13 protein-coding genes are annotated in these 13,660 nt (G+C 39.7%); 5 read left to right on the forward strand and 8 right to left on the reverse strand.

Annotated features, from left to right (window positions below; genetic code table 11):
• The first annotated feature begins 164 nt into the window (after window positions 1-164).
• Window positions 165-755 (forward strand): DnaA initiator-associating protein DiaA, encoded by a 591-nt coding sequence (gene diaA, locus ACHB7C_RS05055; RefSeq protein WP_004908326.1) that lies wholly within the window; start codon window positions 165-167, stop codon window positions 753-755.
• Window positions 756-764: 9 nt separating this feature from the next.
• Window positions 765-1,340 carry a division/outer membrane stress-associated lipid-binding lipoprotein gene (dolP, locus tag ACHB7C_RS05060; RefSeq protein WP_042846198.1) on the forward strand — a complete coding sequence of 192 codons (576 nt, stop codon included), beginning with the start codon at window positions 765-767 and terminating at the stop codon, window positions 1,338-1,340.
• Window positions 1,341-1,403: 63 nt separating this feature from the next.
• Here the strand turns inward: dolP and mtgA are convergent, their stop codons facing one another.
• The 3 genes from mtgA to arcB form a co-directional block, all read right to left on the reverse strand.
• A complete protein-coding gene (gene mtgA / locus ACHB7C_RS05065) occupies window positions 1,404-2,126 on the reverse strand; it encodes a monofunctional biosynthetic peptidoglycan transglycosylase (protein WP_071548612.1) in 723 nt (240 codons plus the stop codon).
• Window positions 2,127-2,134: 8 nt separating this feature from the next.
• A complete protein-coding gene (gene elbB / locus ACHB7C_RS05070) occupies window positions 2,135-2,785 on the reverse strand; it encodes an isoprenoid biosynthesis glyoxalase ElbB (protein ID WP_048606189.1) in 651 nt (216 codons plus the stop codon).
• Window positions 2,786-3,017: 232 nt separating this feature from the next.
• Window positions 3,018-5,363: an aerobic respiration two-component sensor histidine kinase ArcB gene (gene arcB, locus ACHB7C_RS05075; RefSeq protein ID WP_042846202.1), complete on the reverse strand. Its 2,346-nt coding sequence runs from the start codon at window positions 5,361-5,363 to the stop codon at window positions 3,018-3,020.
• Window positions 5,364-5,663: 300 nt separating this feature from the next.
• Between arcB and ACHB7C_RS05080 the strand changes: the two genes are divergently transcribed.
• Window positions 5,664-7,070: an FAD-dependent oxidoreductase gene (locus ACHB7C_RS05080; protein ID WP_042846203.1), complete on the forward strand. Its 1,407-nt coding sequence runs from the start codon at window positions 5,664-5,666 to the stop codon at window positions 7,068-7,070.
• A 99-nt stretch (window positions 7,071-7,169) separates the two neighbouring features.
• On the opposite strand, the gene sspB is transcribed toward ACHB7C_RS05080, so the two are convergent.
• The 5 genes from sspB to zapE form a co-directional block, all read right to left on the reverse strand.
• Window positions 7,170-7,661, reverse strand: coding sequence for a ClpXP protease specificity-enhancing factor (gene sspB, locus ACHB7C_RS05085; RefSeq protein WP_042846406.1), 492 nt, complete (start codon window positions 7,659-7,661; stop codon window positions 7,170-7,172).
• Between the two features lie 5 nt (window positions 7,662-7,666).
• Window positions 7,667-8,320 carry a stringent starvation protein SspA gene (sspA, locus tag ACHB7C_RS05090; RefSeq protein ID WP_042846204.1) on the reverse strand — a complete coding sequence of 218 codons (654 nt, stop codon included), beginning with the start codon at window positions 8,318-8,320 and terminating at the stop codon, window positions 7,667-7,669.
• Between the two features lie 538 nt (window positions 8,321-8,858).
• The gene (gene rpsI, locus ACHB7C_RS05095; protein ID WP_004258235.1) at window positions 8,859-9,251 is read right to left on the reverse strand and encodes a 30S ribosomal protein S9; all 393 of its coding nucleotides are present in this window, start codon (window positions 9,249-9,251) and stop codon (window positions 8,859-8,861) included.
• 14 nt (window positions 9,252-9,265) lie between these two features.
• Window positions 9,266-9,694, reverse strand: coding sequence for a 50S ribosomal protein L13 (rplM, locus tag ACHB7C_RS05100; RefSeq protein ID WP_004258237.1), 429 nt, complete (start codon window positions 9,692-9,694; stop codon window positions 9,266-9,268).
• 321 nt (window positions 9,695-10,015) lie between these two features.
• Window positions 10,016-11,146, reverse strand: coding sequence for a cell division protein ZapE (zapE, locus tag ACHB7C_RS05105; protein ID WP_042846205.1), 1,131 nt, complete (start codon window positions 11,144-11,146; stop codon window positions 10,016-10,018).
• A 341-nt stretch (window positions 11,147-11,487) separates the two neighbouring features.
• Between zapE and zapG the strand changes: the two genes are divergently transcribed.
• Window positions 11,488-11,892 carry a Z-ring associated protein ZapG gene (zapG, locus tag ACHB7C_RS05110; RefSeq protein ID WP_042846206.1) on the forward strand — a complete coding sequence of 135 codons (405 nt, stop codon included), beginning with the start codon at window positions 11,488-11,490 and terminating at the stop codon, window positions 11,890-11,892.
• Window positions 11,893-12,265: 373 nt separating this feature from the next.
• Complete coding sequence (locus tag ACHB7C_RS05115) at window positions 12,266-13,660, forward strand: Do family serine endopeptidase (RefSeq protein WP_042846207.1); 1,395 nt, start codon at window positions 12,266-12,268, stop codon at window positions 13,658-13,660.

Genomic DNA, 13,660 nt, shown 5'->3' on the forward strand with positions numbered 1-13,660 from the left:
AGCATGGGATATGACGGGATTACCCTAAATAATTCGTGTTGTAGCAAGGCGGCAAGTAAGCTAATCCCTATGAGCATACATAAGTATGTGATTAGGGTTAGCGAGCGTAGCCAACACCGCTACAGCACGAAGTATGACGGGTAAATTTTGATAGGAAAAAACCAGTGCTAGACCGTATAAAAGTTTGTTTCACTGAAAGTATTCAAACTCAAATAGCAGCTGCTGAAGCGCTGCCGGATGCTATATCCAGAGCTGCAATGATGATGGTTCAATCATTGCTAAATGGTAACAAAATTTTATGTTGTGGTAATGGTGCTTCTGCTGCCACAGCACAACGTTTCGCCGCGAGTATGATCCACCGTTTCGAAACTGAACGTCCTAGCCTGCCTGCATTGGCACTTAATACCGATAATGCTGTATTAACCGCTATCTCAGGCAGCAAACAACCGTCCGAAATTTATGCTAAACAAGTTAGGGCATTGGGGCAGCATGGTGATGTTCTAATGGCAATATCTACTCATGGTAATAGCAGTGATATAATTAAAGCTGTTGAAGCGGCGGTAACGCGAGATATGACCATTGTCGCTCTCACTGGCTATGACGGTGGAGAGCTCGCAGGGTTACTTGGCCCACAAGATGTTGAAATTAGGATCCCATCTCAAAGAAGTGTTCGTATCCAAGAAGTTCATTTACTTACTGTAAATTGTCTGTGCGACCTCATAGATAATACCCTTTTCCCTCATCAGGACGATTAAGGAGACAAAATGCGATTAATACCAGTTTTTGCCATAATCATGAGTACTATTCTTTTACAAGGTTGTATTGGTGCTGCTGTTGTCGGCTCTGCTGCTGTTGCAACGAAAAGCGCTACAGATCCTCGCACAGTTGGTCAGCAAGTTGACGATGGCACCTTAGAAGCACGTGTTAGTGGACAACTTAATAAAGATAAGGAAATAACAGGTAAAGCACGCATTATCGCGACTGCGTATAAAGGAAATGTGTTATTAACGGGGCAAAGCCCTGACATGGCTTGGGCTGAGCGTGCGAAACAAATCGCCTCGAATGTTGAAGGAACTACTGCTGTTTATAATGAGGTTCGTAGTGGTGAACCTGTTGATTTAGGCACAGCCTCAAAAGACACTTGGTTAACAACCAAAGTAAAATCCAAAATTCTTGCCAGTGACAGTGTTAAATCGGGCAGTGTAAAAGTCATCACAGAAAATGGTGAAGTCTTTTTATTGGGGGTATTAACAAGGCAAGAAGGTGATGCAGCAGCAAAAATTGCGAGCGAAACAGACGGTGTTCGCCGAGTAACCACAGCATTCACTTATCTCAATTAATCATAAACAATAATATATTGGTATAAAAATAAAAGCCATGAGTTAAAAACCATGGCTTTTATCTTATTCCGAAGCCAATTGGTTTATTTTCAGAAAATTCTTACCGCCTAATAAGCGCATCTGATTCAAGATCCACGCTTGCCTTTTTAAAACATAAGAAGAGGGTGATTTTACGCTATACCTATGAGGATTAGGTAAAACTGCTGCTAATAATGCAGCTTCATTCATTGTAAGCTTGCTAGCAGGCTTATTAAAGAATTTATTTGCAGCCTCTTCTACCCCAAAAACCCCCTCTCCGAACTCAGCAACATTCAAATAAACAGTAAGTATTCTTTTTTTAGACCAGAAGAGCTCCATAACTGGAGTCATTGCTGTTTCAAACCCCTTTCTTATCCAGCTTCTTCCATCCCATAACCATACGTTTTTTACAGTTTGTTGAGAAATGGTAGATGCCCCTCTGACTGACTGTTTATTGATCATATTATGTTGATAAGCCCTCTCAATTGCATCAAGATCAAAACCCCAGTGATGAGGGAAATTTTGATCTTCAGCGGCAATTACAGCCAAATAAACATACGGAGAAATACGATTTTCATCTACCCATTTAGAATGAGATACATAAGAAAAGTTTAAGTTTAACCATGCGGTAATTTGTCTTTCTGCCATTACTGCTGAAAATGGCACTGGTACATATTTAAAAAGAATGACGGAAAAAAGCCACACCACAAGTAATGAAATTGTGATCTTCTTTAACCAGTGCCACAATCTAGAAACAAAAGTTAGCATTTAAATAATCACGCCATTTCCAATACTTTCTTAACGAGCTTGTTAATACCTATATTTGCTTCAGAAATTGATTGAGCCAGCATATAAGCAGGTGTTGTAACAACTCGATTAACCTCATCAACTACAATGTCATCTACAGTACATTTGACGTGCTTCCCTCCCATGCTCTCTATCTGAGCAATCGTTTCACTATCATCACCAATAGTTAGTTCTACTGATGTATTTAACATTTTAGGAAGCATGACAGGAGCAATACACATCAGCCCTAGCGGCTTTTTCTGCTGATGCATTTCTCGTACTAAACTTAATAGTTCTTTATTAATTTCACACTCACTTCCTTTAACTGCGAAATTACATAAGTTTTTTGCAGCACCAAAACCACCAGGAATTATGAGGGCATCTAGCTTTGATGCATCAGCTGACGACAAAGGCGATATTTTCCCACGAGTAATACGAGAAGATTCTTCTAATTGGTTACGTTTCTCTGATTTTTCTTCACCAGTTATATGATTAATAACAGTAGGTTGATTATCATCAGGAGCGAAAAAATGAACTTCAGCATTATTTTGACTCAAAGCCAACATAGTTAATACAGACTCATGGATCTCGCTTCCATCAAAAACACCACAGCCACTTAAAATAACCGCAATTGATTTCATATCTTCCTCCATTTGTAGTAAATTATCTCTCAAGCGCTAAAGGGTAGAAACATCAATCTTCATCACAGATTTTAATGAATCTTGTAACAGATTCGCTAAATTTTGGTATCTTGATGTTGCCCTTTACGGTGATATACCTAATTTAATGATTTGCCAAGAACAAAAAATACATGCAGATCAACGATTTCCCTGGTGTTGGCGCAGTATTCGCGCACCCCAACTTCGGTTGGGGTTATTTTTTTGTACGCTCATCAACCCAGTTTCTTAAAGTTTCTATATCTGCTTTCCAGTCTTGTTTTAATTCATCAACCCATTCCTGAACATTATCCCACCATGCTGGTAAATCAGGAGATTGAATTTGCTGTGCGATTTTCTGTAAATTCTTTAAACCAACAGAGCCAGCGGCACCTTTAATTTTATGGGCCTCTTCAACAATACCTTTTTGGTCCTTAGCCACCATATTCGAATCAAGAATAGCTAAATAACCCGGCAACATTTTTTCAAAAACATCTAACCCATCATAAATCAGTTTGGGGCCGACTAATTCAATGTATTGCTCTAACATGTCACAATCTAATATAGACTCATCAACTTGTGATGTGACATCGCGGTTTTCAACTTCCTCATTTTGGGAAGTATGCTCCCCCCAAAATTGTTCTATAACTTGAGTTAAAGCAGGAACCGACAACGGTTTACTCAATACGCCATCCATTCCCGCATCAAAATATTCTTTTTTATCCTTAAGGACATTTGCCGTTAAGGCTATTAATGGCGGTAAATCTTCTTTGTCATACTGTTGTTTAAGCTGCCTAGAAATATCTAAACCTGTCATATCTGGTAATTGAATGTCTAATAACACTAAATCATATTCACCGGGAGCAAACATTGCTAATGCATCTTTACCATTCATCGCTACATCAACTGTATTGCCAAGGTTTTCTAATACAGAACACGCAACAACAACATTGAGTTCAATGTCTTCCACTAATAAAATATGCAAGGCTGGTAGTGGGTAATCATCATCACTGTCTTGATGTTCAGCGACTTCTTCTTCAACCACAGGCGCTGTAATTGATAAAGTAAAAGTAGAACCTTGGCCTATTTCACTCTCAACCTGTATGTCGCCCCCCATATTTTGTGCTAACCGACGTGATACAGAAAGACCAATCCCCGTCCCTGTTGCAGGTTTACCACCAGCAGAATCTGTTACTTGATAGTACATCGCAAAGATTTTATCTAACTCATCCTGAGGTATGCCAATACCACTGTCTTTTACCCTAAAAAAGATTTTGTTTTCAGGCTCTTGCCAAATACTTACTTTGACCTCACCTTGTTGCGTGAACTTAACCGCATTCCCAATTAAATTCCATAATACCTGCCGTAAACGCGTCCCATCAGTTAACACCGTTTTTGGCAAAGTAGGTGCCACATCCATAACAAATTTAAGCCCTTTGGGCTGAACTAATAACCCACTTAGATTCTCTAAATCATTCACAAACTCAGGTAATGCGACGGGTTGGTTATCTAGTTGGACTTTACGACGCTCAATTTTATCCATCTCAATGACATCATTAAAAATATTCCCTAATGTCACTGCACTGACATGAATCGTTTTTAAATAGCTAGATTGTTCTGAAGTTAAATTCGTATCGAGTAAAATACGACTAAGACCAACGATGCCATTAAGCGGCGTACGAAGCTCGTGGCTTATCGTTGAGATAAAGGTAGTCTTTTCCCTGCTCGCGTTCTCTAACGCCTCCTGGTAGCGTTTACGCTCTGTTATATCGCGACCAAAGCCCATAAGGCCATGCCGTTTACCTACTCGGTCATAAAATGGGACTTTTCGTAACTCAAAACAGGCTTTTCTGCCATCAGGGTAAACCAGCCACTGTTCATAAGTGAGGGAAACATTATGGCGGAAAACTTTTTCATCAGTCTCCATTACTTTAGATGCAATTTCGACATCATAAATATCTAGAGGTGTTAACCCAACTAAGTGTTTTTCACTTTTACCAGTCAACAGTTCCATTGCTCTGTTACAACCTGAAAACTCGTTATTTTCGTTGCGGTAATAAACTAAATCCGGTGATGCATCAAGGAATGAGCGCAGCAACACCGATTGTTGTTCAAGTTCAACCTGTGTTTGCTCTCGATATTTCATTTCTTGTTTGAGTTGTTCAAGCAGTTCCAAGTGCGCTCTTTCAGCTTTTTCGCGCTCTTGTATTTCAAGATTTAGTTGCTCAATATTGCCATGTAATTGAATGTTTAATTCCGCATCGCGCTTACGCATGACTTCAAGTTTATCGACCATGCGCGACAAACGTTGCCGCGACTCTTCTAACTGCTCAACAACAACCGAAAGAAAATAAACCGCTAAAGGGGTAATGATTAAGCCAAAGAAAATCGACCCGACCATATCGAGGCTATCAACATGCCCTCGCAAAAAGATTGTCACGGCCATCTGCATTATCATGGCAAGAACAACCAGCGCGGATGCTAGTAATAGTGAAAACCGCACCAGCCCTAGTTTCATCATCAAATCGACATAGTATTGCGCAAGGCCGCGAAGTACTTTCATAACCACCCCTTAGTTAAATTCTCTTTGAATCATATATCAAACAGGACAGTTTCGGATGTTTATTAATACAAAATGTCGATCCTGCTCATTCAATAGCCATTTTTTATTATTAATGATAAATAACAATCAGGAATTTTCTTTGCTTCTACTCGGGTAAAAACTCATTCTGAGTAAATCTTAATCACAATCAATTGAAAAACAAAATATTAATGCTGTTTATCTTTAAATATGGGCGATAAACTTAAAAGAAAACGCCAAGTTTTACCAAGTGAAATCAGACAAAGTTCATTAAGGAACACCATGAATTCTAACAGTTTCAACCTACAACGCCGCGAGCCACACAAAAAAGCACTGGCAACCCGTAAAATAGAGTTTGTTGAAATTTATGAGCCTGATAACGTTTCTGATATTCAACAACAATCAAGTCGTTGTCTGTCTTGTGGTAGCCCTTTTTGTGAATGGAAGTGCCCTTTACATAACCCAATCTCTAGTTGGCTTAAACTTGCAGCTGAAGGGCGTATCATTGAAGCCGCTGAATTGTCCCATCACACCAATAGTTTACCCGAAATATGTGGCCGTGTTTGCCCCCAAGATAAGTTATGCGAAGTCGCTTGTGTACTACATGACGACCATGGTGCAGTGACTATTGGCCACATTGAACGCTATATTAATGATACTGCCTTTGCATTAGGCTGGCGCCCCGACCTTTCTCATGTTTCTCCAGTCAATAAGCGTGTTGCTATTATTGGGGCTGGCCCCGCTGGGCTAGCTTGTGCCGATGTTCTTGTTCGTAATGGTGTCGAGGCTATCGTTTTTGATAAACATCCCGAGATTGGGGGACTACTGACATTTGGTATCCCAGCATTTAAGTTAGAAAAACACGTTATGATGCAGCGACATGAAATTTTGGCAGAAATGGGGGTACAGTTTCAGCTTAATACTGAAATAGGTGTTGACCTCTCGTTAGATGCGCTTCTTAGCACCTATGACGCTATTTTTATTGCTACAGGTGCCTATCAGTCAATTAAAGGGAACCTCTCAACTGAATCAATTCAAGGCGTGTATGAGGCTCTGCCCTATTTAATCGCGAATACCCGTCATTTAATGGCACTACCTGCATCTACAGACCAACCCTACATTGATTTACATAAAAAACGCGTGGTTGTTTTAGGTGGGGGGGATACCGCGATGGATTGCACTCGGAGTGCTATTCGTCAAGGCGCTGCACAGGTTAATTGTGTCTATCGTAGAGATAAAGCAAGCATGCCCGGGTCGCAAAAAGAAATAACGAATGCATTAGACGAAGGTGTTCAATTTTATTTTAATACCCAAGCGACCAAAGTAGCCACCAATGAAAATGGTCAGATTACTGGCATTTATGCTTCTCGAACCCAAAAAGGTGAACTCAAAGATGGGCGTTATCAAGTAGAACTCATTGAAAATTCAAATACTTTTATCGAAGCTGATGTGGTTATTGTTGCTTTTGGTTTTCACCCATACACTCAATCTTGGTTAGCAGAGCAAGATGTTAAGCATAATCAGCACGGTCATATCTTAGCTAGTCATCATACGGGTTTTCCATACCAAACATCCAATCAAAAGATATTTGCAGGGGGAGATGCCATTAGGGGTTCTGACCTTGTAGTCACTGCGATTGCTGATGGCCGCGGAGCAGCTGAAGGAATTTTGCTTTTTCTCGGTGTTTAATTACCGAATAATACTTTAAAGAAAAGAAAAACAGAGGGACTATCCCCTCTGTTGATCGTTATTACTTGATTTCTAAAGTAATGAAAACTGATAAGCCTGTTATTTGACAACTCTTAGTGCAGGTCTACCTTTCGGAGGCCTAGGTGGCTCATCACCTGATGGTTCTTGCGAACTTTCATCAGGAAGGTCAGCTTCATGAACTAAAGTAATATTATCTTCTGGTTCTTCAATATCTTCGACCCCTGAGGATAACTCTGCATCATAAGCAGTCTCAGGTTCAAACATCATACCAGCCCCATTTTCACGTGCATATACCGCCATAATTGCTGACATTGGAACATACACTTGACGCGGCACACCACCAAAACGGGCATTGAAACGCACTTCTTCGTTGGTGATTTCGAAATTACCGACGGCTCGAGGCGCTACATTCAAAACAATTTGCCCATCCCGAGCAAACTCCATAGGAACGTTTACATCGGGAACGGTGACATCAACCACCAAATGCGGAGTCATATCGTTATCAAGTAACCACTCGTAGTGGGCACGTAACAAATAAGGACGACGTGGTGACATTGGTGTCATTTCCATCATTTTTAGCCTCTTCTAATAGGCTGTCTAGACTCGCGCATTTCTTTTTCAGCATCCGTCAATGACGCGCTGAATCCGTCACGGTCAAAAACGCGATCCATATAAAAATGTAAGTATTTGCTGATTGATGGGTTAATTTCAATACCGAGTACAGGTAAGCGCCACAGCAATGGAGCCAAATAGCAATCGACGATGCTAAATTCTTCGCTCATGAAGAAGTCCATTTCAGCAAAAACAGGAGAAACTGCGATCAGCTCTTCAGATAATTGACGGCGGGCATTTGCAGCTTCTTGTGCCGTGCCTTTCTCAATTTTGTCCATCAATGAATACCAGTCATTTTTAATGCGATACATTAATTGACGGCTTGTACCACGTGCAACTGGATAAACAGGCATTAATGGTGGATGAGGAAAACGCTCATCAAGGTATTCCATGATAATATGTGGGTCATAAAGCGTTAGATCACGATCAACCAACGTTGGAACGCTATGGTATGGGTTGAGGTCAATCAAATCTTTATGTTGCTGACCAGGTTCAACATATTCAATTTGAACACTAACTCCTTTTTCAGCCAGAACAATACGTACCTGATGGCTAAAAATGTCAGTTGGGCTAGAGAACAATGTCATTACCGAACGTTTATTAGGAGCGACAGCCATTAAAACCTCCAAAATACAAAATGGACGAAATGTAATTAAGTATTTAATTACCGATTACCCATTTTAAAATCCCCAGTGTCCGTCTTTCATTTATCCATACTGAAAGCCAACACAACCCTCCCGCACAATAAAGGCGAGAAATCCGAAATAAAAAACAGGCACATATTCTAACAGATTTTGTACAGCTTAGGGGGGAAGCATCGAAAAAATCATAAGTATATTTCAATGACAGGTTAAATCACAAAAAAAAATAGTTTTATTAACTAAAAATATACTTATATATGGATTTAAATCCTTGGAGTTGAATCCATACTTTGGTTATTTAATAATAAATAAATGAACTAAATAACACCCAACTAATAATAATTTTAAATTCTAAACTAAATAATTCTTTTTTCTACAAATTATATCAATTTCTTTTTAATCGCTATATTTAATCAAGTATTACCAATATTAATTAATCAAAAACAACAGACAATAAAAAAACCCGCCATAAAGGCGGGTTTTTTCATTAATTTCATGCCCAAAGGGCAATAAATTAACGTTTGGAGAACTGCGGACGACGACGTGCTTTGCGCAGACCCACTTTTTTACGTTCAACAGAACGCGCATCACGGGTAACAAAACCAGCTTTACGCAGATCAGAACGAAGAGTCTCGTCGTAAGCCATCAGTGCACGTGTAATACCGTGACGGATTGCGCCTGCTTGACCTGAAATACCACCACCTTTAACAGTGATGTACAGATCCAGTTTTTCTAACATTTCAACCAGCTCTAACGGCTGACGAACAACCATGCGCGCAGTTTCGCGACCAAAGTATTGTTCCAGTGTACGTTGATTGATTGTGATGTTACCGCTACCCGGCTTAATAAAGACACGAGCAGATGAGCTTTTGCGGCGACCAGTGCCGTAGTATTGATTTTCAGCCATTGCTATAATCCCGATTAAATGTCAAGAACTTGCGGTTGTTGAGCCGCGTGGTTGTGCTCATTACCTGCGTAAACTTTCAGTTTACGGTACATTGCACGACCCAGAGGTCCTTTTGGCAACATGCCTTTAACCGCGATTTCAAGCACACGCTCAGGACTGCGAGCAATCATTTCTTCGAAAGTTGCTTGCTTGATTCCACCTACATGGCCAGTGTGGCGATAGTAGATTTTGTCTTCGCGTTTATTGCCGGTAACAGCAATTTTCTCTGCATTCAGAACGATGATGTAATCACCAGTATCCACGTGCGGAGTGTATTCCGCTTTATGCTTACCGCGTAAACGGCTAGCAATTTCAGTTGCAAGACGGCCTAAAGTTTTGCCATCTGCATCAACAACATACCAGTCGCGTTTTACGGTCTCTGGTTTAGCTGTAAAAGTTTTCATTAAAACTTACCCAATATTGAAGTTACACGTTGGTGAACACTCATGTTCATAAGCTTTCTGAGGTTCACACGACTCTTTGTCCAGTAAACCTACCCCTTCGAGCAGCCTAACTGGCATTAATGCATTATTTTTTGGGAAATAAAAAACAATGCTGTAACGTGGGGTCGCAAGATTATAGAGAAGTCAGCAACAAAAATCGACCCCAAATGCATTTTTTTTACGTTTATTCGAATAAACACCCTAATTTGTACTTAAATTGTGCATTCCAAGGCGTTTACTCGATAAAATACCAATGGTTTATCGACTTAAGGGTTTGTCCACTTAAGCCAAATGTGGGATTTTAAGGTATTCTTCACTTTGCATTTCTTGTAAACGGGACAAACAACGTTGGTATTCAAACGCCAGTAATTGCCCTTGATAAAGCGATTCCATCGGTACTGCTGCATTAATAATTAATTTAACTTTACGCTCATAAAACTCATCAATTAAGGCCAAAAACCTGCGAGCGGAGTTTTCATCGTTCGTACCCATGGCAGGTACATTATATAACAAGATAGTATGGTAACAGTTCGATAAATAGATATAGTCGTTTTGGCTACGAGGCTCTTCGCAAAGCACCTTAAACTCTATTGCTAAAACCCCTTCCGCGGTACGGATCGCCTGCATTTTGCGGTGATTAACTTCTAACACCGGTGATTGTTCACCTTGCTTCCCGGCCAATTTAACAAAAATGTCATCCAAATGTTGACGATTTTCACTATTAATTGGCGACAAGAATAGGTGAGCTTGAGTTAGAGTCCGTAAGCGATAGTCAATCCCTGCATCGACGTTCATTACATCGCAATACTTTTTAATTTGCTCGATCGCAGGTAAAAAACGAGCACGCTGCAAACCATTACGATACAAATCATCAGGAATAATATTCGAGGTAGCCACTAACGTTATACCCCGAGCAAATAACCCCTCAAGTAAAGTACCTAAAATCATTGCATCAGTAATATCAGAGACAAAAAACTCATCAAAGCACAACACGTCAGTGTGTTTTTTAAATTCATCGGCAATAATATCTAACGGGTTTTCTTGCCCCTGTAACGCCATTAAATCTTCTTGTACTTTTTTCATAAAACGATGAAAATGCAAACGAAGTTTACGTGTTCCTGGTAAACTTTCGTAAAACATATCCATTAGCCATGTTTTTCCACGACCCACTCCCCCCCACATATATAACCCTTGTACAGGCACTATCGATGTAGTCGGAGTTTTGCCTAATAAGCGGCTAAAACGTTGCTTTAAACCAGAAGGTTTTTCACTAGGAACAATTGAAGGTGCATTAACGAGGTTCTGATAAATTTTATCTAGGCGTTCGACAGCAAGCTTTTGTACGTCATCAGGCTGATAATTCCCATCAGCTAACGCTTGTTGATAACGCATTGTAGGGCTCATTGGTGACATTAACTGAATAATCCTTAAAAATTTCGGTTTTTTTACCGTTATTTGATATACACTGCCTTTATTATAACCAGATTCAGTTATCATTTAACTTTCGGTTAACGAATCGATATAGAGTAAGGAAATTCAACTTAAGATTCTACCTTTAAGTTCTGAATAACTTTAGTTTAGCTAGTTCAAGTTTTGTGGGTTTTCTCATCACTTAATTGTCAAATTACAATATGTTGAAATGCTTTACTTGACGCTTACATGCAACTTGAATTATTTAAGGTATAGTAACGGTAACGACACTTAATTTCTGCGAACATTGAATCTGTGAACATTGAAGTAATGAAGGAGTCAGCATGACCTGGGAGTATGCATTAATAGGATTAATTGTTGGTTTTATCATCGGCGCACTAGTTGTCCGTTATGGTAACCCAAAACTTCGCCAACAAAAAACAGCGCAAGCTGAGTTAGACAAAAAAAGCACTGAACTTGAAGAGTACCGTAAAGAGCTTGTTAGCCATTTTGCTCGCAGCGCAGAACTATTGGATAAAATGGCGCGTGACTACCGTCAACTGTATCAACACATGGCACAAAGTTCGTCTGAATTGATGCCTGATATGCCTGCACAAGATAACCCATTTAACTATCGCTTAACGGAGTCTGAGGCAGATAACGACCAAGCACCAGTTAAAATGCCACCAAGAGATTACTCTGATGGCGCATCAGGCTTGTTCCGCCCTCTTGAAGAGAAAGAAAAGTAATTTTCTTCGTTTATCACCAGTAAGTGCCACTTACTGGTGATTCCTTATAACATTCACTGAATTTTATTATTCCACCTGTATCTTCTGCTTTTAAATACTCATTTAATAAATCTGAACAAAATTTCCATCTAAATGTAACTTAATGATTTATTTAGCAACTGTATAGAAGTTAAAGTTTCACTTAAGTTGCATGTAAATAGATGTAAAAGAATGGATATTCGCTACCCGTAAAGGGAACTTTTGCGCATAATCTATAGTCATAGTCTTCAGTAAAATTGAATCTGATACCAACCAATATCTCAACTCATTGTGTTACTCCCAAAAATGTATCCACAGTGAATTGATAATTATTTTTGAGAGAATCGACTAAATTATGAAAAGAAAAAACTTTTTTCTTACCGCTGTAGCAATGAGCCTAGGGTTATCATTAGCCGCTATTCCTGCCGTTAGCAGTGCAGCATTACCCGCTTCATTACCCGTAACAGCACAAAGTCAAAATTTACCAAGCCTAGCCCCAATGCTTGAAAAAGTATTACCCGCAGTGGTCAATATTCATGTATCAGGGACTCGTGTACAAAATCAACAAATTCCTGAAGAGCTAAAATTCTTTTTTGGCCCAAATGTTCCATCACAACAACAAAGCGTGCGCCCATTTGAAGGGCTTGGTTCCGGTGTAATTATTGATGCAGAACAAGGGTATATTTTAACTAATAACCATGTAATTGATGGTGCGGACAAAATTCAAATCCAATTAAATGATGGTCGTGAAATCGCGGTAAAATTGATTGGTAAAGACCCACAAACAGATATCGCATTACTGAAAATCACGAATAACAAAGATATTAAAAACTTAACGGCTGTTAGCATTGCAGATTCAGATAAACTACGTGTTGGTGATTTTGCTGTCGCAGTTGGTAACCCATTTGGGTTAGGCCAAACGGCAACTTCAGGGATTATCTCAGCATTAGGTCGTAGTGGATTAAATCTTGAAGGTTTGGAAAACTTTATCCAAACAGATGCCTCAATTAACCGTGGTAACTCAGGTGGTGCATTAGTTAACCTAAATGGTGAGCTAATTGGTATTAATACTGCAATATTAGCCCCTGGTGGCGGTAATATCGGTATCGGTTTTGCTATCCCAAGTAATATGGCTAAAAACCTAAGTGAACAACTGATTAAACATGGGGAAGTTAAACGCGGTATTTTAGGAATTAAAGGTACGGAGATGAACTCCGATATCGCAAAAGCATTTAACATTGATGCACAACGCGGTGCCTTTGTAAGTGAAGTTATTCCTAAATCATCTGCTGCTAAAGCGGGTATTAAATCTGGTGACGTCTTAGTCTCAGTTGATGGTAAACGTATTAACAGTTTCGCTGAGTTGAGAGCTAAAATTGGTACTAGCCAAATAGGTAAAGAAATTACCATTGGCTTAATCCGCTCTGGTAAACCAATTGATGTCAAAGTGGTATTAGAGAACGATGAAGGTACGGCAACTAAAGCAGAAAAACTAAGTGAATCCTTATTAGGTGCAACTATTTCTAATGCAATTATCAGTAATACCAAAGGTGTCCAAGTAGATAGCGTGGCTCCAAAATCACCTGCGGCTGCAATTGGCCTAATGAAAGGTGACTTAATCTTTGGTGTCAATGACTCACGTGTGGAGACCATTGACCAATTCCGTAAAATTATTGACGGTAAGCCACCAGTGCTGGCAATGAAAGTATTGCGTGATGGGGAAACCTTGTATCTATTAATGAAAAATTAA

The sequence above is a fragment of the Providencia sp. 2024EL-00732 genome, from assembly GCF_044006275.1.
GTDB lineage: Bacteria > Pseudomonadota > Gammaproteobacteria > Enterobacterales > Enterobacteriaceae > Providencia > Providencia huashanensis.